At 59.5% G+C, this 17,188-nt stretch carries 18 protein-coding genes; 4 read left to right on the top strand and 14 right to left on the bottom strand.

Translation table 11 applies throughout. The features are described from left to right. Positions 1–83: 83 nt before the first annotated feature. The 4 genes from VF684_RS09800 to VF684_RS09785 are packed head-to-tail and all read right to left on the bottom strand — an operon-like array spanning position 84 to position 2,019. Positions 84–584, bottom strand: coding sequence for a hypothetical protein (locus VF684_RS09800; protein WP_139433109.1), 501 nt, complete (start codon positions 582–584; stop codon positions 84–86). A 4-nt stretch (positions 585–588) separates the two neighbouring features. Then, positions 589–1,014 carry a GNAT family N-acetyltransferase gene (locus VF684_RS09795; protein ID WP_100646986.1) on the bottom strand — a complete coding sequence of 142 codons (426 nt, stop codon included), beginning with the start codon at positions 1,012–1,014 and terminating at the stop codon, positions 589–591. 28 nt (positions 1,015–1,042) lie between these two features. Next, positions 1,043–1,678 carry a Vat family streptogramin A O-acetyltransferase gene (locus VF684_RS09790; protein WP_376899149.1) on the bottom strand — a complete coding sequence of 212 codons (636 nt, stop codon included), beginning with the start codon at positions 1,676–1,678 and terminating at the stop codon, positions 1,043–1,045. 23 nt (positions 1,679–1,701) lie between these two features. After that, on the bottom strand, positions 1,702–2,019 hold the full coding sequence (locus tag VF684_RS09785; RefSeq protein WP_005355042.1) for a DUF6968 family protein: 318 nt from the start codon (positions 2,017–2,019) through the stop codon (positions 1,702–1,704). Between the two features lie 295 nt (positions 2,020–2,314). Here VF684_RS09785 and VF684_RS09780 point away from each other — a divergent pair, with 295 nt between their 5' ends. Both VF684_RS09780 and VF684_RS09775 read left to right on the top strand, forming a co-directional pair. Next, on the top strand, positions 2,315–3,205 hold the full coding sequence (locus VF684_RS09780; protein ID WP_376899147.1) for a GGDEF domain-containing protein: 891 nt from the start codon (positions 2,315–2,317) through the stop codon (positions 3,203–3,205). Between the two features lie 473 nt (positions 3,206–3,678). After that, entirely contained in the window at positions 3,679–4,953 is a 1,275-nt protein-coding gene (locus VF684_RS09775; protein ID WP_376899145.1) for an amino acid permease, read from the top strand. Positions 4,954–5,019: 66 nt separating this feature from the next. On the opposite strand, the gene VF684_RS09770 is transcribed toward VF684_RS09775, so the two are convergent. Continuing rightward, entirely contained in the window at positions 5,020–5,658 is a 639-nt protein-coding gene (locus VF684_RS09770; protein ID WP_058056332.1) for an exopolysaccharide biosynthesis protein, read from the bottom strand. 251 nt (positions 5,659–5,909) lie between these two features. Between VF684_RS09770 and VF684_RS09765 the strand changes: the two genes are divergently transcribed. Beyond that, a complete protein-coding gene (locus VF684_RS09765; protein WP_031227913.1) occupies positions 5,910–6,533 on the top strand; it encodes an outer membrane beta-barrel protein in 624 nt (207 codons plus the stop codon). 90 nt (positions 6,534–6,623) lie between these two features. Here VF684_RS09765 and VF684_RS09760 read toward each other — a convergent pair whose 3' ends face one another. Further along, positions 6,624–7,547, bottom strand: a complete 924-nt coding sequence (locus VF684_RS09760; RefSeq protein ID WP_139440774.1) for a GGDEF domain-containing protein — start codon at positions 7,545–7,547, stop codon at positions 6,624–6,626. A gap of 505 nt (positions 7,548–8,052) precedes the next feature. Between VF684_RS09760 and amt the strand changes: the two genes are divergently transcribed. Continuing rightward, positions 8,053–9,480, top strand: coding sequence for an ammonium transporter (amt, locus tag VF684_RS09755; protein WP_376899143.1), 1,428 nt, complete (start codon positions 8,053–8,055; stop codon positions 9,478–9,480). Positions 9,481–9,562: 82 nt separating this feature from the next. Here amt and VF684_RS09750 read toward each other — a convergent pair whose 3' ends face one another. From VF684_RS09750 to hslR, 8 genes are all read right to left on the bottom strand, one after another. Beyond that, a complete protein-coding gene (locus tag VF684_RS09750) occupies positions 9,563–10,030 on the bottom strand; it encodes a glycine zipper 2TM domain-containing protein (RefSeq protein WP_005340126.1) in 468 nt (155 codons plus the stop codon). Between the two features lie 97 nt (positions 10,031–10,127). Further along, positions 10,128–10,625, bottom strand: a complete 498-nt coding sequence (locus VF684_RS09745) for a GNAT family N-acetyltransferase (RefSeq protein WP_021231619.1) — start codon at positions 10,623–10,625, stop codon at positions 10,128–10,130. Positions 10,626–10,737: 112 nt separating this feature from the next. Then, positions 10,738–11,142 (bottom strand): nitrous oxide-stimulated promoter family protein, encoded by a 405-nt coding sequence (locus tag VF684_RS09740; RefSeq protein WP_376899140.1) that lies wholly within the window; start codon positions 11,140–11,142, stop codon positions 10,738–10,740. Between the two features lie 87 nt (positions 11,143–11,229). Next, positions 11,230–13,032 carry an aminopeptidase P family protein gene (locus VF684_RS09735; protein ID WP_376899138.1) on the bottom strand — a complete coding sequence of 601 codons (1,803 nt, stop codon included), beginning with the start codon at positions 13,030–13,032 and terminating at the stop codon, positions 11,230–11,232. A 33-nt stretch (positions 13,033–13,065) separates the two neighbouring features. After that, positions 13,066–13,731, bottom strand: a complete 666-nt coding sequence (locus VF684_RS09730) for a GntR family transcriptional regulator (protein WP_005340138.1) — start codon at positions 13,729–13,731, stop codon at positions 13,066–13,068. 193 nt (positions 13,732–13,924) lie between these two features. Then, positions 13,925–15,550: a phosphoenolpyruvate carboxykinase (ATP) gene (gene pckA, locus VF684_RS09725; RefSeq protein ID WP_005340139.1), complete on the bottom strand. Its 1,626-nt coding sequence runs from the start codon at positions 15,548–15,550 to the stop codon at positions 13,925–13,927. Positions 15,551–15,699: 149 nt separating this feature from the next. Then, positions 15,700–16,584 carry an Hsp33 family molecular chaperone HslO gene (hslO, locus tag VF684_RS09720; protein WP_019445177.1) on the bottom strand — a complete coding sequence of 295 codons (885 nt, stop codon included), beginning with the start codon at positions 16,582–16,584 and terminating at the stop codon, positions 15,700–15,702. A gap of 77 nt (positions 16,585–16,661) precedes the next feature. Continuing rightward, positions 16,662–17,060, bottom strand: a complete 399-nt coding sequence (gene hslR, locus VF684_RS09715) for a ribosome-associated heat shock protein Hsp15 (protein ID WP_323892333.1) — start codon at positions 17,058–17,060, stop codon at positions 16,662–16,664. Positions 17,061–17,188: the final 128 nt, after the last annotated feature.

Raw genomic sequence — 17,188 nt, 5'->3', positions numbered from 1 at the left:
GACGATTTTCCTGAAATTGACATGCAAATTATGCATTATGTCTGATTCTCAGATTGCAGAGAATAATTGTCAGCTTTTCTGGCTCAGAGTTGCTTGAGGTGCTCGGTTAGTGAAAAGGGCAGAGCAAATTCCTTCATCCCAGCCAATCTATCCAGCTCTGCTTGGCCGACTTGCTGCAACTGAGTTTGCTGGGCGGGAGTGAGCGTGGTGGTTCTCGCCTTGATCAGGGTGTCGAGAAAACTGCGGTCTCCCTCAACCGCCTGATGAAACGCCTTGATCGCCAGTGCATCCACTTCTGCTGCCGTGCAGCGCTCCATGCTTTTCTCATGCAAATAGATCAGAACAGTCGCTTGCTGTGCTTTCTCCAGTGACCAGAAGGGGTCGCTTTTCGCGGGCAGTATGGCGCTGTGTTGTGACTTGAGCGCTTCGCACCGCTCAAATGCCGGATCCAGATCGTGTAGTGACAGGGCAAAGGCGCTGGAGCTGGTTGCAAGCAGCGCAAAGAGCAAGGCAAGGCGTCTGTAGAAGGAGAGACTCCTGCTACCCGGCGCCTTGTCTATTGCAGGGCTGTTGCGGCTGCTCATCGGCTTATGACTGCTTTTTCAGAAAGTAACTGATATGCCCCGGCGGCATATCGGGCAGCTGGCCAAAGACTTCGTAACCCTGCTTCTGGTAGAAGGGGAGGGCCTGAAAACTGGTGGTTTCCAGATGGTAGTTGCTGATGCCCTTGCTTTGGGCGTATTGCTCCATGGCGCCGAGCAGGCGGCCACCCCAGCCATCGCGGCGGATGCTTTCGTCGATCCAGAGCCAGTCGACGTGCAGCCAGCCCCACTTGATGTCGGCGATGATGCCGCCGTGTACCTTGCCCTCTTTATCCTTGATAAAGCTGGCGATCCGCTCGCGCCGAAGTTCGTACAGTTGAGGGCCTGCCTGGCTTACGTTGTAGCCCGTCAGGCCAATGCGCAGCGCTTCAACATCATCGTCCTGAGGCGGTTGGGGTGGGGTGAGTTGCATAGTGCTTCCTGCTTGATGGTGGTTGTCTCTAACGGGTTGCCGCTTCCAGCGCGGCTATCTCGCCGCCGCTTATCAACGGCAGGTTGCGGCTGATCTGCTCCACCGGCCAGTCCCACCAGGCGATGGCGTTGAGACGGGCGATGGTGTCGTCGTCGAAGCGGTAGCGGATCACCTTGGCGGGGTTGCCGCCGACCACGGTATAGGCGGGCACATCGCCGGTGACCACGGAGCGGGCGGCGATGATGGCACCGTTGCCGACTTTTACTCCCGGCATGATCAGGGCGTCATAGCCAATCCAGACATCGTTGCCGATCACGGTATCCCCCTTGTAGGGGAGGCTGCCCGGGGCGGGTGCGGCATGCTCCCAGCCGTTGCCGAAGATAAAGAAGGGATAGGTGGAGAAGCCGGAGGTCTGGTGGTTGGCGCCGTTCATGATGAACTTCACCCCGCGGGCGATGGCGCAGAACTTGCCGATGATCAGCTTGTCGCCGATGAAGGGGAAGTGGTAGAGGACGTTGCGCTCGAAGCCCGCCGAATCCTCCGGGTCGTCGTAATAGGTGTAGTCACCCACTTCGATATTGGGCCCCTTGATGGTGTTCTTGATAAAGCACACCTGGGGGAAGCCGTTCATGGGGTGGGGATTGGCGGGATCGGGTCCGTGCATCTGTTCTCCTTGGATGGGCCGGGCTAGAGTGCCGGGAAGTAGCAGGCGCTCATGTCGATGGGGTGATCGGGGCAATTGGGTAGATAGAATTGCCAGCCCGCATCGGAGAAAGCGCGCAGTTCGGTTTCGACAAACTTGATGGCGAGGCTCAGGGCCTGCAGGCTGTCGATGCCGTAGATAAAGGTCTTGTCGCTCAGCCCCGCCAGCTTCACCTTGCAACGCCAGTCACCGCTGGCGGACTTGGGATCCGGCTCGGGGGCCTTGATGGCGATCTTGAGGGTGAGCTGTTCCCCTTCGGTGCTGATGGCGTCGAAGCGGGCGGTAACGATGGCATTCTTCATCCTGCAACTCCTTGTGCGATTCCCCTCCTGCGGCATCGGGCTGCGTCTCCATGGAGGGATAAAAATGGGGGCGAGCCAAAGGAGCCTAAACGAAGCCTCTTTTTGAAACAATGGGATATGGGGGGATCCCGGTGGTTTGCGTGTTGCGACGGGCTGTTTCACCACGCGGGGTACACTTGCTGTAAAGGATTGTTGGCTACCGCTGCAAATCTATCTCTTATGCTGATTGCTGGTGGATCATCGGGTTGGGGCACAATATACGGCCCCTGTTGGCCGCTGAAGTACAGGAGCATCTATGACACTGTCGGTATTGCAGCTTTACGAGGTGATGGCCCAGTTGCCCGACCCGGTCTTTATCCTGAGTGAAGATGGTTATTACGTTGAATACATAGGAGGCATGGAGCAGCAATCCTATCAGGACGGCAATCCGCTGGCAGGGAAGCAGTTGCGGGATGTGCTGCCGGAGACGATGGCGCTCTGGGTGATGGCGCAGGTCGCGCTGGCGCTGGATAGCGGCCAGGTTCAGGTGGTCGAGTACGATCTGGCGGCCAGCGAGGTGGGTGGCATTGATGCCGGTGTCGGGCCACAAGGGATGCAGCGCTTTGAGGGCAAGATTGCTCCTCTGCCCTCCCTCTATGACGGCAAGCGGGCGGTAGCCTGGGTGACCCGCAATATTACCCGCCAGTACGAGTTGCAGCAGCGATTGCTGCGTCAGAGTGAAACCGACCAGCTGACCGGCCTCTACAACCGCCGTTTCTTCTTCGAGCACTGCCAGCCGTTGCGGGCAGGAGATGCGCCCTGCGGTCTTATCATGCTCGACATCGATCACTTCAAGCAGATCAACGATCGTTACGGCCACCAGCAGGGAGATCGGGCCTTGCTGCGCTTCAGTAGTTGTATCGATGCCCTGTTGCGGGCGGATGACCTCTTTGTGCGCAGTGGTGGCGAGGAGTTTCTGATCCTGCTGCCGCGGATCGATGAAGCCGGTTTGCAGCAGATGGCGGAGCAGATCCGTGCCGCTGTCGAAGCATTGCCTGCCGATCCGGTCGCCATCACGGTCAGTCTGGGCACAACCCTGGTGCAGCCGGAGGAGGAGATCAATCAGGCGCTGGCCCGGGCCGACGAGTGGCTCTATCGAGCCAAGCGGGCAGGCCGCAACCGGGTAGCACACTGCCCGGCAGGTTGAGAGTGTCTATCCGGTCGCATGGCGGAAATAGCTCGTTCTTTTACTCTAAATAAGTTGACTGACATCACTGTCAATTAGTAGAAAAGTTGGCCGTATTATTTAACTCATATTCCATAGCTTAAGGTGTTAATATTATCGGCCTGATCGCTGGTCTTATTTATGTTGTTGGGCAACAGCATGAGGTTTTATCGGTATGTTATCAAACAGGCGTGAATCTGGTTTTGGGTGACGAATGTGATACATCCTGTTGTCTTTTGAAACATTCCGATTCAAACAGTCATGAATTATTAACCTTGACCCGGATTGCGATTTCAACGATGGTAGCGTGGCATCTCCGTTTCTCTCCGGTGGCCCTGTTGGTCGCTGGCGGATTTGCTTTTTCTGCACCTGCGGCCAAATGCCGCCTGATATTGCCAGCCTGTTATTCGGGCCAATAAAAATAATGATGACAGATTAATAAGGTATATATTGCAATGAGTGTTTCTATTGCTGAAAAGAGTAACCCGGTTTCAAAATTGAAATGGGAGAAAAGTGATTCGGTATGGACCATGGGCTTATATGCCACTGCGGTCGGTGCCGGTACGTTATTTCTCCCTATTACGGTTGGCAGTAATTCGCCGGTTATTTTATTGTTTATTTTGCTGCTCGCATTTCCGCTCTCTTATTATTCCCATCGGGCGTTGAGCCGCTTTGTGCTCTCCAGCTCCCACAAGGAGGGGGATATCACCCATGTGGTGGAGGAGCACTTCGGTGCCAAGGCGGGCAAGCTGCTGATGCTGGTCTATCTGATGGCTTTCTACCCCATCATTCTGGTCTACAGCATCTCCATCACCAACGCGATCCAGAGCTTCGTGGTTCACCAGCTGGGGGATGCCGAGCTGCCGCGCGGCTTGCTGGTGCTGGGGGTGATGCTGGGCCTGCATCTGGTGCTGCTGGCCGGCAAACAGATCGTGGTGTCGGCCATCAGCGTGCTGGCGCTGCCCATGGTCGCCTTTCTGATTGGCCTCTCCATCTATTTGCTGCCCCAGTGGAGCCTCTCCTATTTCAGCGAGAGTCAGCCAGTGGAGTGGCGTGATCCGGCGTTCTGGAAATCCCTCTGGCTGATCGTGCCGGTGATGGTGTTCTCCTTCAGCCATGCGCCCATTATCTCCTCCTTCAGCGCGGCGCAGAAAAAGCGCTGTCAGGAGAGTGCCGACCTGCGTGCCAAGCGGATCATCAAGTGCAGCAGCATGCTGATTTGCGGCAGCGTGCTCTTTTTCGTGGTGAGCTGCGTGATGAGTCTGAGTCAGGCCGAGATGGCGCTGGCCCGCACCGACAATATCTCGGTGCTGTCGGCGCTGGCGAACAAGTTCTCCAATCCGCTGATCGCCTATGTGGGGCCGCTCATCGCCATTCTGGCCATGTCCAAATCCTTCCTCGGCACCTCCATGGGGGTGAGCGAGGGGACGGTGAGCATGGTGAGCGGTGCCTGTCAGGGGCTGGGGCTCTCCCTCAAGGAGTCAACCATCGCCCGGGTGTCATCGGTGATCCTGTTTATGGTGACCGCCGTCATCACCTATCTGAACCCCAATGTGCTCGACATCATCGAGCGCGTCAGTGGCCCGCTGATCGCGGTGATCCTGTTTCTGCTGCCGGCCTGCTCCATCTATCGCTTGCCCGCACTCAAGCGTTATCGCGGGCCGAGTACCATTTTTGTGTTGGTGATGGGGCTGCTTGCCATCTCGGCCCTTATCTACGATCTGCTTTGACCGGGCGGTATCCCGCACAAATCAAAAAGGGCGACCATATGGTCGCCCTTTTTCTGTGCATCGGGGTTAGCCGAGCAGGCCGCTGGCGCTCTGGCCCGCCATCAGCAAGCCGATGGCCAGCACGCTGAACCAGACCAGGGTTGCGCTTACCAGCAGATAGCCGCTGGCGACGAACAGACCGTCCCGCTGCAACATGCCGGTGGCCAGCAGCAGGATGGCCCAGGCAGGCATGGCGTTGGTGAACGGGATGGCGCCCAGGGGCAGCATCAGCAGCAGGGCGGCCAGCATGATCAGCAGGCCGTTGCAGCGGTTGACCGTGTTGCTGCCGGTCAGAACCAGCAGGCGCGGGCGGATAACGCGATCGACCCGGGCCAGCAGATCCGCCCCCTTGTGCAGGGTCGGCTTGAGCTGGTCGGCGGCGAAGCGGCGCTCCATCAGCATGGCGGGCAGCCAGGGCACCCGATTGAGGGTGATGCCGATACCGATAAAGAGGATCAGCAGGCCAAACGGGGTGCTGACGCCGGGGATGGAGACCGGCAGCAGAAAGGGGACGGTGAGCAGCACGCAAAACAGCAGCATCCCCTGCTCACCCACCAGCGCGAGCATCTGGCGCAGGCTGATGTGGCTCTCATCGATGGCATGCGCGGTGGCCCGCAGGGTATCCGCGAGGGTAGTTTTGGGGTCGTTGAGTTGCGCGGCAACCATTCCCTGATGTCCTTCTGAGTGGTGATAACGGGCCCCGATGACCCGATTTGGCGCCAGCATACGTGGCAGAGGTTAACCGTCGATGAATGGTGGCGGGGAGTACGGCAAGGCCACAATGGTACTGCTTTGCCGCGCCATCGATGAGTGTGATCCTCCCCATGAAAGTGATCCGGTACAGCCGCCGTTTAGGATGGGCGCAGGACGCCTCTGGTATGCTTTCTGCACAATCACACAGGGAGCAGGGGATGATGATGAAGAGAGCCGGGATAGTGATGATGGGGCTGTTGCTGCCACTGGGGCAGGCCTGGAGTAGCGAGGCCGCGACCACATCCGGTTGGCAGGTGACGCCATTTTTCGGCTACAGCTCAGCCATCGACTTCGAGAAGAGTGACGATGTGGTGCAGCCGGTGCCGCTTTCTGCATCGTTTGATTCTCTGCAGGGACAGGGCTCCGGCAGCTGGGGCCTCTTTATCAGCAAGGAGGTGGATGATCCCGGCATGATTGAGCTGCTCTACAGCCATCAGTCCACCACCCTCTCTCCCGACCAGCCGGATCGCCTGACGGTGGATACTTTGCACTTTGCCGGTGCGCTGACCCTCTCTGACAACCTGATGGCGCCCTACATCGGCGCCGGGATCGGGGTGACCCGCTTTGCCGCCTACGACAGCGAGGTGACCCCTTCCATGTCGCTGGCGCTCGGGGTGCAACCGCGCCTCGCCGAGCATCTGGCGCTGCGGGCCGAGGTGCGCGGTTATGGCTCGCTGGTCAACGACAACAACCAGTTTCTCTGCAACCCGGAGCAGTGCGTGTTCAAGGTGCGCGGGGAGCTTGTAACCCAGTGGCAGGCCAATATCGGTCTTACCTTCCGCTTTTAGGCGAGGGGATGTTCCCCATAAAACAGGGGCCATTGGGCCCCTGTCTCAGCAGCAATGTTCCGCCGTGATCGGCAATCAATCGGTAGCTCTTCACGCCTCTTTATTAGTCGGCGTCGCCCATACCGCGCAGTTTCTGCCCGCCTCCTTGGCGCCATAAAGCGCCTGATCCACCCGTTTGAACAGCGAGACTGCCGGTTCCCTGGGCTCTCGGACTCCCACTCCCAGGCTGACCGTCATGGTATGGGCCGGGTCGGGGGCTATGGTGCGGGTCGCATTGAGCAGGGTGTTGGCCAGTTGCTGCAGCTCGGCTTCGTGGGCGACGGGCAGCAGCAGGGCAAACTCTTCACCCCCGACACGGGCCGCCAGCGCACCCGGCGGGCAGTGCTGTTGTAACAGCTCGCCAAACTGCTGCAACACCCGATCCCCGATATCGTGGCCGTAGTTGTCATTGATCCGCTTGAAGTGATCCAGATCCAGCAGGATGAGGGCGTGGCAAATCCCCTGTTCCAGAAACAGCTGCTGATGAAAGTAGCGCCGGTTTGGCAGCCGGGTCAGATCGTCGAACAGCGCCTGCTGTCTGAGCTGGGTATTGATATGGAAGAGGTGGTGCATGGTGCTCAGGATGCCGATGCTGCTGAGCAGGATGCCGCTGGAGCGCAGCAGATCCTCGGCATAGATGGCGAGCCAGAGTGGCTGCGCCACCAGCTCATCCATGATGTCGGCGGTGGCCCCCATGATCCACAACATCAGACCGCAGGAGAGCATGCGGTAGGTGTGGGTGGGCAGGTGGGCACACTGCACCACCCAGAACAGGAACAGCATGGTGAGCCAGTTGATCACCTCGAAGCCAAAGCTGACGGCGTAAAAGCGCTCGTAGGGGAAGTGGGGCAGCAGCAACAGATGAAGGGCCATGATGGCCAGCATCACTATCCCCAGCAGCGCGATGTGGGCGCGATGCTCCCGGTCGAGGTGACGGTAGTGGGAGAGGCTGATGTCGAGACGATCGAACTGCATGGTGTTCCTCGGATTGGGCCTGCCATCAGCTTGCAAACAAGGGGCTGTGTAATGGCATGCCGTGGTCGGATAACAGGAAACGGCTGGTCTGTCAGTGTAAACGAGCGGGCCCGCAGCACGCGATATCGATGACGTCAGCTTGTGGGCTGGCTCAGGGTTTGCGCACTTCTGGTGCGCGACGTATCGCCTGCCCTGTGACAGGGCGACCCTGGGCAGGTTAGCGCAGCTCATGCGCCAAATTGGTGCGTTGATGATGTGTGTTCTTATTAATTACATGATTTAAAAGGATTTAAATTTGTGGCCCGCTTTATGCTTTTTACATGTCAGACGGTCTCTTGCGCTCATCGGCGGCAGATGCAGTGATGAGGAAGTGGCAAGAGACATCCCCGTGCCGGGCGCGGGTGTGATTCTGGCGGGTTGCAGCAACACCTTGCGATTCGCCACAGATTCAATCAGGGAAACGGAGCCGGTCTTGTACCGGTACGACAGGGAAGGAGAGTGCTCTATGGTCAAAAAATGGATGATGGCGGGTCTGACGATGTTGCCTGCCTTGCTGGTTACCCCAAGTTGGGCCGAAGAGGTCGCTCAGGTACAGGCGGCGGTGGCTCCGGTTGCCGCCATGACAATCAACAAGGGTGACAACACCTGGATGCTGCTCTCGGCGGCGCTGGTGATCCTGATGTCGATCCCCGGTCTGGCCCTCTTCTACGGTGGTCTGGTACGGGCCAAAAACATGCTGAGCGTGCTGATGCAGGTCTTTACCCTGTTCTGCCTCATCTGCGTGCTCTGGGTGATCTACGGTTATTCGCTGGCCTTTACCGAGGGGGGCAATTTCTATGGCTCCTTCAGCAAGGTGCTGCTCAAGGGGGTAACCCCTGACTCCATCGCCGCCACCTTCAGCAAGGGTGTCGGGATCAGCGAGCTGATCTATGTGGTGTTCCAGGGGGCCTTTGCCGCCATCACCTGCGGCCTTATCGTGGGGGCGTTCGCCGAGCGTATCAAGTTTGCCGCCGTGCTGCTCTTCTCGGTGATCTGGTTCACCTTCGCCTATATCCCGCTGGCTCATATGGTGTGGTACTGGGCGGGTCCGGATGCCTATACCAGCGCCGAGGCTGCGGCCACAGCGACCGCCACTGCCGGTTATCTGTTCCAGCATGGTGCGCTGGATTTTGCAGGCGGCACAGTGGTGCACATCAACGCTGCCGTGGCGGGTCTGGTGGGTGCCTATCTGGTGGGCAAGCGTCTGGGCTACGGTCGTGATCCCATGACCCCCCACAGCCTGACCATGACCATGATCGGTGCCTCCCTGCTCTGGTTCGGCTGGTTCGGTTTCAACGCGGGCTCCGCGCTGGAAGCCAACGGTATCGCCGCACTCGCCTTTATCAACACCTGGGTAGCGCCGGCTGCGGCAGCTCTCTCATGGACGCTGGCCGAGTGGGTGATGAAGGGACGTCCCTCCCTGCTGGGTGCGGCATCCGGTGCGGTGTCCGGTCTGGTGGTGATCACCCCGGCAGCCGGTTTCGTCGGTGTGGGCGGTGGTCTGGTGATGGGCCTTATCAGTGGTGTGGCCGGTCTGTGGGGCGTCCACGGTCTCAAGCGCCTGCTGGGGGCCGATGACAGCCTGGATGTCTTCGGTCTGCACGGGGTGTGCGGCATTCTCGGCGCCCTGCTGACCGGCGTCTTTGCCAGCCCGGATCTGGGCGGCACCGGAGTGTGGGACTATGTCACCAATCAGGTTGCCGAGGGTTACTCCATCCTTGGACAAGTGAAGATCCAGGCCATCGGGGTTGGCGTGACCATCCTCTGGTCCGGTGCCGTGGCGGCGATTGCCTTCAAGGCGGTCGACATGCTGGTGGGTCTGCGGGTGAACGGCGATGCCGAGCGGGAAGGGCTGGATGTCACCTCCCACGGCGAGAAGGCTTACAGCATGTAATCCCGAATGCCAGACAACAAAAAACCGCCGGGATCGGCGGTTTTTTTATGACACTAAAGCTGCAAAGCCTGAGTTCACACGCTTAGTTCACGACGGCCACGTTGATGCTGCCATTGCCCTGGGTCATGCGTACACGGGCGCCCGGGGTGAAGGTGGGGCTGGCTTTCTGCACGACCACGATGGCTTCGCCGTTCTCTTTCTTGATCTCCAGCTCGACGCCGTCGACCTGATTCATCTTGTTGCCGATGGCGTTGCCTGCCGCTGCACCGGCGATGGCGCCGCCTGCGGCTGCGATGTCGCGTCCGGTGCCGCCACCGACTGTGCTGCCCAGCAGGCCACCGACCACGGCGCCGCCAATGGTGCCAATCAGGGAGTTCTCATCGGCCTGGATCTTCACCGGGCGGGTGGAGATGATGGTGCCGTAGCTGACGGTCTGCACCTGTTTGGCGCGGTCTTTGGTGTAGACATCGCCAGAGTAAACGTCACTGTTGGCGCATCCGGTGATGGTGGTTGCTGCCAGCAGGGCAATAAGGGTCATACGCTTCAACATGGTGGGCCTCCTGGGCTGCACGTAATTTGAACAATCCGGTTGATGAGTGAACTTTACTCCAACCCCGTCACACATGAAATCGGCAAAATGTAACCAATTATGCGTTCTGTAACCGGTTTTGTCCTTGAATCGCAGCTGTACCGGAGAGGGTTTTAACCAGCAGCAGACGGTCTTCTCCGGGGCCGAAATAGTCGGCTATTTCCGCCTGCAATGTGTAACCGAGCCGGTAGTAGAGGCGCTGGGCCGGATTGGCCGGATCGACTGTGAGCCGCAGTTCGCTGATCTGCAGCGCCTGCTGGTTGGCCTCCATCTGGCGCATCATGCGCTCGGCCAGACCAAAACCGCGCGCCTCGGGCAGCACCGCCAGCGAGAGTACCCAGCCTTGCGACCGCTCCTGACCGAATCCCCCCAGTACATACCCCACCAGCTGCCCCTCGTATTCGGCCACCAGCAACAACTCGGGCCACAAATCCATCGCCTGACGGAAGAAGAAGGCGGGATAGACATCTTCGCCAAACACCTTGGCATCGATCTGCCAGATGGCGTGCATATCATTGTGGGTGGCGGTGCGTAGCAGGGGCGGGTTGTGGTGCATCAGGACTCCATCGGCAGCAAACGGATCGGCAACGCCGCTGACCTTGGGGTCAACGGCAGAAAAGGAGTCATAGGGTAGTGGTCATCCCCTGCCGGATGCAAGGGATTGACGGTTATGGCGGCAGGGGGCGGCTCTGGGGCAGTTTGGGCGCTTTGCGCAAGCCGTCGAGCAGGTGGCGGAGGGTGAGCCAGGGGTGGCGCAGCAACATGCGCGGGCCGCTCCACTTCATCACCTGCTGGATCTGTTTGCGCATCGCCGGTGCGTAGCAGTGGATATTGCACTTGGCACAGGTGGGTTTGTGGCCGTGGCCATAACGGCAGCGACGAAGGCGCTGATGGGCGAAATCCCGCAACTGGCGACAGTGGCGGCAATGGGGATCCTGATGATGGTGCTGGCAGTAGAGGCGGATCATGGCGCTGACCGTCTGCTGCTCGCGCATGAGTCTGGGATGGTCACTCGCCTTTTTGCTGGCTGCGGCGTGTGAGCCCCGGGCTGGGCTGGCATGATGACTTTTCATTGCCGCCATTCTCCTGACCTGCTCGCTTTGGGTGTTGATACAGGTCAAAAGGGGGGATAAAAAACAGGGCCCGCAGGCCCTGTGTCATCAGATGAGGCTGGTTGCCTGCTCCAGCCAGGCGAGATCCTCGCCTTCGAGCAGCGGGCTCAGGCGGCGGAACACCTCGACATGGTATTCGTTGATCCAGCGGAATTCGGCCGGGCTCAGCAGGCTGCGGTCGATCAGGCGGGTATCGAACGGCACGTAGGTCAGACGCTCGAAGCCCAGCATCGGCAGCTCGCCAACCTGTTCCAGCTCGGTCACCACTACCAGGTTTTCGCAACGGATGCCGAAGCCATCTTCACGGTAGTAGCCCGGCTCGTTGGAGAGCACCATGCCCGGTTGCAGGGCAACCATGCTCCCTTTCGGCGCGATGCGCTGGGGCCCTTCGTGGACACTCAGGAAGTGGCCGACGCCGTGGCCGGTGCCGTGGTCGTAGTTGTAACCGGCTTGCCACAGCGGCATGCGGGCCAGCACGTCGAGCTGGATACCGGCGGTGCCACGGGGGAAGCGGGCCTGATCCAGCGCGATATGGCCCTGCAGTACCCGGGTAAACATCGCTTTCTGCTCGTCGCTCACCTCACCCACCTTGATGGTGCGGGTGATGTCGGTGGTGCCATCCATATACTGGGCGCCGGAGTCCAGCAGATAGAGGCTGTCCTGGCCAAACGCGCGCGGGGTGCCGTTGGTGTGGTGGTAGTGGCACATGGCGGCGTTGGGGCCGAGCGCGGAAATGGTATCGAAGCTCGGCTCTACGTAGTGCTCCTGCTCGCGGCGGAACGCTTCCACCTGATCGGCCAGGGTGCCTTCATCCACCCCTTCGAACTCGCCGGAGGCGACCAGCCGATCCAGCCAGGCGAGGAAGCGGGTCATGGCCACACCATCGCGCAGGTGAGCGGCGCGCATGCCGGTCAGTTCGATTTCGTTCTTGCATGCTTTCGGCAGCATGGTGGGGTCTTGCCCTGCCACCAGAATGGCGCCCGCCTCTTCCATGACGAGCTGGGTCCAGGCGTTGGCGCTGTCCGGATCGGCCAGCACCTTCTGCTGATCTTCACCGATGCGCTGCAGCACGTCGCCCAGCTTGTCGATGGGGTAGACGGAGACATCTTGGCCAACGTGTTGGGTGAAGGCGAAGCAGTCAATCTTGTCGGTATCGACGAAGAAATCCATGCTGGTGTTGGCGTAGAGCACCGCAAAGCCCAGCACCACCGGCAGCCGGTCGATATCGCGGCCGCGCAGGTTGAGCAGCCAGTTGATGGGCTCGGCCTGGGTCAGCAGCACGGCATCCAGCCCGCGCTTGCGCAGGTCCGCCGCCAGCTGTTCACGTTTGGACTGGCTGGACTGGCCCGCCAGCTCCTCGCTGTAGAGGATGACCGGGCTCTTGGTCGGCTCCGGGCGATCGCTCCAGTTCAGGTCGATGGGGTTCTGCTCGACGTGGATCAGCTCGATACCGCGATCGGCCAGCACGGCTTTGGCATTCTTGTACCAGGTCAGGCTGTGCAGGCGGGCATCGAAGCCGACCCGGGAGCCTGACGGCAGCTGTTCGGCCAGCCACTGCACATGAGGATTTTCAATGAGGTGGAGGAATTCGAACAGTTCGGCGGGAGTTTGCATCCGTGCCTGCACCGTATAGCGACCATCGACAAAGAGGGCTGCTCGCTGGGCCATGATGATGGCGACTCCGGCAGAGCCGTTGAAACCGGTGATCCAGTCAAGCCGCTCGGCATAGGCGGGGATGTACTCGCCGAGGTGCTCATCATCGTGGGGGACGATAAATGCGTCCAACTCCTGCATGGCCAGCTCGGCCCTGACTTGGGCGACGCGGGTTTCAATTATCTCGAAATTATTCATGTCGTTAGTGCCAGATGGTTGCTATATGAGTGTTCAGTTTTTATGGCCGCTGGCCAGGATCCGCTTGATCGACTGACCCGCTGCTTCGATATGCTGCCTGAGCAGCACCACCGCCTCGTGTTTGCGCCGGGCGCGGCACAGTTCCAGCAATTGGGCGTGTTCACGCTCCGCCTTGTCCACCCCGTCGCTGGCAAAGAGCAGCTCGAAGCGGACATAGCGGTCACAGCTCAGATTGATCTGGGCGATCAGTTCAAGTGCCTGGGGGCGACCGGCTGCCTGATAGAGGGTGGCGTGAAAGCTGTGGTTCAACTCGGCCCAATGTTCGATCTGGGTGCCTGACTCCAGGGCGTGATCAAACTGGGCGAGGATCGCCTCCGCTTGTGCGAAGGTGGCTTCCGTCATCTTGTCGACGGCGTGAAACAGGGTATCGGCTTCCAGCAGCGCTCGCAAATAAAAGAGCTCTTCAATGGCCGAGGCGTCCAGCATGGTGACCACGGCGCCGCGATGGGCTTCGAACTTCACCAGCCCCTGCGCTTCCAGCTGCATCAGGGCTTCGCGCACCGGAATGCGGCTCACGGCCAGCTCTTTGGCAATGGCATCCTGACGCAAGGGGGCGCCAGCGGGGAACTCCCCACGGAGGATCCGGCCACGGAGGTTTTCCATCACCATCTGGGTTCGGGTCTTGTAGGGTGGGGTCATGGTCGGGTCACGATTGGGCGTTACAGAATTGTATATTGTATAAAGTTTGGCTGAATCTAACCTGTCACAATGGGCAAAGGCAAGGTTTTGGCCCCTTTAACGGGGGCGATGGCGGCGTTCGGGGCTCCACAAAAACAAAAATGCCGGTCAGCGTGACTGACCGGCATGATGTCACTGATACGAAGCGAGCCTGTTACAGCTGGGGGCCTGCCGCAACCAGACGTTTGCCTTCGTCGTTATCGGTGAAGCGCTCGAAGTTCTTGATGAAGCGCCCGGCCAGATCGACGGCCTTGGCATCCCACTCGGCCTTGTCGGCGTAAGTGTCGCGCGGGTCGAGGATCGCCGGGTTCACATCGTGCAGCGCGGTCGGGATCTCCAGATTGAAGATCGGCAGCACCTTGGTCTCGGCCTTCTCGATGGAGCCATCCAGGATGGCATCGATGATGGCGCGGGTATCCTTGATGGAGATGCGCTTGCCGGTGCCGTTCCAGCCGGTGTTGACCAGATAGGCCTCTGCACCTGCCGCTTCCATCCGTTTCACCAGCTCCTGACCGTACTTGGTCGGGTGCAGGGAGAGGAAGGCTGCGCCAAAGCAGGAGGAGAAGGTCGGAGTCGGCTCGGTGATGCCGCGCTCGGTACCGGCCAGTTTGGCGGTGAAGCCAGACAGGAAGTGGTACTTGGTCTGCTCCTTGGTCAGTTTGGAGACCGGGGGCAGCACGCCGAAGGCGTCGGCAGTCAGGAAGATCACCTTGGTGGCGTGACCTGCCTTGGAGACCGGCTTGACGATGTTGTCGATGTGATAGATGGGGTAGGAGACACGGGTGTTCTCGGTCTTGGAGCCATCATCGAAGTCGATGGTGCCATCGGCAGCAACGGTCACGTTCTCCAGCAGCGCATCGCGACGGATGGCGTGGTAGATGTCCGGCTCAGCCTCTTCGGAGAGCTTGATGGTCTTGGCGTAGCAGCCCCCTTCGAAGTTGAACACGCCGTGGTCATCCCAGCCATGCTCGTCATCGCCGATCAGCTGACGCTTGGGATCGGTGGATAGGGTGGTCTTGCCGGTGCCGGAGAGGCCGAAGAAGATGGCGACGTCGCCGTCCTGACCCACGTTGGCGGAGCAGTGCATGGAGGCAATGCCGCGCAGGGGCAGGAAGTAGTTCATCATGGAGAACATGCCCTTCTTCATCTCGCCACCGTACCAGGTGCCACCGATGAGCTGCATCTTCTCGGTCATGTTGAAGGCAACAAAGTTCTCGGAGTTGAGACCCTGCTCCTTCCAGTTCGGGTTGGTGCACTTGGCACCGTTCATCACCACGAAGTCGGGCTTGAAGGTTTTCAGCTCTTCATCGCTCGGGCGGATGAACATGTTTTTCACGAAGTGTGCCTGCCAGGCCACCTCGGTGATGATGCGCACGGCCAGGCGGGTATCCGGGTTGGCACCGCAGAAACCGTCGACCACAAACAGGCGCTTGCCGGAGAGCTGTTTGGTGACCAGCCCTTTCAGATGTGACCACACTTCGGGGGTAATCGCTTTGTTATCGTTTTTACCCTGGTCAGACCACCACACAGTATCCTGGGTAGTGGCATCTTTGACGATATATTTATCTTTCGGGGAGCGACCGGTGAAGATTCCGGTGTTTACGTTGACGGCGCCCAGCTCGGTCACCACACCGCGCTCGAACCCTTCCAGGTCAGGGCGTGTCTCTTCCGCGAAAAGCTGCTCGTAAGAGGGGTTGCGAACGATTTCTTGGCTGTTTTTGATGCCGTACTGGTCCAGTCCTAATTGTTGGGCCAGGGTGGGTTCTGCCACGATTGTCATTGTATTCTCCTGGGTTCAGAGGTTGGTAGGGTTCTATCTGACGGTCATCCTATCACTTAGGTGGTAGAGTTTAGCGATCGCCATCAAACTTTATAAAATAGGGTATTTTTTTGTTATTAAAGTTAAAGGCGGGTTTTGCCCGCCTTTAATTAGTGTAACTGGTTTGCATCATTGCCGGGAGCCCTGCTGAACAGGGTTTCGACATCGATCCCATTAAATTGGTACTGGGCGCCGCAATAATCACAGTGCATGTCGATCTTGCCGAGCTCCTGCACCATCTCCATCACCTCTTCCTTTTCTATCTGCAACAGGGCCCCTTCGCAGCGCTCGCGGGAGCAGGTGCAGCGGAACTCGACCGCCTGCGGATCGAACACCCGCACCTTGTCCTGATGGTAGAGACGGTAGAGGATCTCTTCTGCCTGCAGGCCGAACAGCTCTTCATCCTTGATGGTGCTGGTGAGCTGGGTCAGGTGATCGAAATCATTGCTGTGATCCTCGCTCTGGGCAGGCAGCTCCTGCAGCATGATGCCGGCAGCGCGCGGTTCGCCTTCATGGTAGCCGGTGCGGATCCACAGCTTGGTGGCCAGCTGTTCGGAGCGGGCAAAGTAGTGCTCCAGGCAGCCCGCCAAGGTGTCGGCGTCCAGCGCTATGATGCCCTGATAGCGCTCGCCCTGCTCCGGGGTGATGGTGATGATCAGCTGGCCGTTGCCGATCAGGCTCTGCAGCTTGCCATCGCTCGGCAGCTCGCCTTCATAGCGGGCCACGCCGCGCAGCTGCTGGTTGTTGTCACCGTTGATCACGGCCAGACGCACCGGGCCATCGCCCTGCAGTTGCACTGTGATGGAGCCTTCAAACTTGAGGGTGGCGGTCAGCAGGCTGGTGGCGACCAGCAGCTCGCCCAGCAGTTTTTGCACCTGCACCGGGTAGTTCTGGGCTTCCACTACGTGGCGGTAGGTGTGATCAAGCTGGACCAGCTCGCCACGCACTTCGTACTCTTCAAACAGATAGCGATACAGCAGATCTTGGTTGCTCATCATGTATTCCTGGCTTTTCGGTGAGGTAAATCGGGCGGGCTGGGGTTGATGCCAGCCCGGTATCAAATCGGGGTCGGTCAGTACTGTTTGACCTTGAGCAACTGGCGTCGCTCCTGCTTGTCGGGGCGGCGCTCGGGGCTGGGGGCAAACAGGCTGTTGAAGCGGCGCGCCTCGCTGTTCTCGGCCCGTTTTTTCAGGCTCTCGGCGGTCTCTTCATAGAGCTGCTGGGCCAGCGGGGCCGATTTGCGCTGCTCGCTCAAGGCCAGCACCCGCACTTCGCGTTCGTCCTGCCCCTGCCAGAAGCGGATCAGTGCACCCACTTCCACCTGTTTGCCCGGTTTGCTGCGCTGACCATTGTAGTGCACCTTGCCCCCGTCGATCTGATCCCGCGCAATGGAGCGGGTCTTGTAGAAACGGGCCGCCCACAACCACTTGTCGAGACGAACCTCGAGGGCACTTTCTGCATGATTGGGCATGAACAGGCTCCATAACGGGGAAAAGAGGTGGTCGATTATACCAGAGCACGGGGTCGGGATAGAAACCGGGCAGCCGCCGCGCGGGGCGCAAACCATGTCAAGGTGATGCAACATATGGGCAGTTTGCT

It is taken from the genome of Aeromonas sp. Lyrl_2, assembly GCF_051948815.1.
Taxonomy (GTDB): domain Bacteria; phylum Pseudomonadota; class Gammaproteobacteria; order Enterobacterales; family Aeromonadaceae; genus Aeromonas; species Aeromonas veronii.
The sequence above is the reverse complement of the archived record's forward strand: the minus strand, read 5'-3'. Positions and strand labels throughout refer to the sequence as shown.

Excerpts from the sequence above, each read along its gene's own strand:
- VF684_RS09735 (WP_376899138.1), bottom strand. The coding sequence starts at position 13,032 with ATGAATAATTTCGAGATAATTGAAACCCGCGTCGCCCAAGTCAGGGCC.
- hslO (WP_019445177.1), bottom strand. The coding sequence starts at position 16,584 with ATGAGCAACCAAGATCTGCTGTATCGCTATCTGTTTGAAGAGTACGAA.
- VF684_RS09790 (WP_376899149.1), bottom strand. The coding sequence starts at position 1,678 with ATGCACGGACCCGATCCCGCCAATCCCCACCCCATGAACGGCTTCCCC.
- VF684_RS09770 (WP_058056332.1), bottom strand. The coding sequence starts at position 5,658 with ATGGTTGCCGCGCAACTCAACGACCCCAAAACTACCCTCGCGGATACC.
- pckA (WP_005340139.1), bottom strand. The coding sequence starts at position 15,550 with ATGACAATCGTGGCAGAACCCACCCTGGCCCAACAATTAGGACTGGAC.
- VF684_RS09795 (WP_100646986.1), bottom strand. The coding sequence starts at position 1,014 with ATGCAACTCACCCCACCCCAACCGCCTCAGGACGATGATGTTGAAGCG.
- hslR (WP_323892333.1), bottom strand. The coding sequence starts at position 17,060 with ATGCCCAATCATGCAGAAAGTGCCCTCGAGGTTCGTCTCGACAAGTGG.
- VF684_RS09800 (WP_139433109.1), bottom strand. The coding sequence starts at position 584 with ATGAGCAGCCGCAACAGCCCTGCAATAGACAAGGCGCCGGGTAGCAGG.
- VF684_RS09760 (WP_139440774.1), bottom strand. The coding sequence starts at position 7,547 with ATGCAGTTCGATCGTCTCGACATCAGCCTCTCCCACTACCGTCACCTC.
- amt (WP_376899143.1), top strand. The coding sequence starts at position 8,053 with ATGGTCAAAAAATGGATGATGGCGGGTCTGACGATGTTGCCTGCCTTG.
- VF684_RS09780 (WP_376899147.1), top strand. The coding sequence starts at position 2,315 with ATGACACTGTCGGTATTGCAGCTTTACGAGGTGATGGCCCAGTTGCCC.
- VF684_RS09775 (WP_376899145.1), top strand. The coding sequence starts at position 3,679 with ATGAGTGTTTCTATTGCTGAAAAGAGTAACCCGGTTTCAAAATTGAAA.
- VF684_RS09750 (WP_005340126.1), bottom strand. The coding sequence starts at position 10,030 with ATGTTGAAGCGTATGACCCTTATTGCCCTGCTGGCAGCAACCACCATC.
- VF684_RS09740 (WP_376899140.1), bottom strand. The coding sequence starts at position 11,142 with ATGAAAAGTCATCATGCCAGCCCAGCCCGGGGCTCACACGCCGCAGCC.
- VF684_RS09785 (WP_005355042.1), bottom strand. The coding sequence starts at position 2,019 with ATGAAGAATGCCATCGTTACCGCCCGCTTCGACGCCATCAGCACCGAA.
- VF684_RS09730 (WP_005340138.1), bottom strand. The coding sequence starts at position 13,731 with ATGACCCCACCCTACAAGACCCGAACCCAGATGGTGATGGAAAACCTC.
- VF684_RS09765 (WP_031227913.1), top strand. The coding sequence starts at position 5,910 with ATGAAGAGAGCCGGGATAGTGATGATGGGGCTGTTGCTGCCACTGGGG.
- VF684_RS09745 (WP_021231619.1), bottom strand. The coding sequence starts at position 10,625 with ATGCACCACAACCCGCCCCTGCTACGCACCGCCACCCACAATGATATG.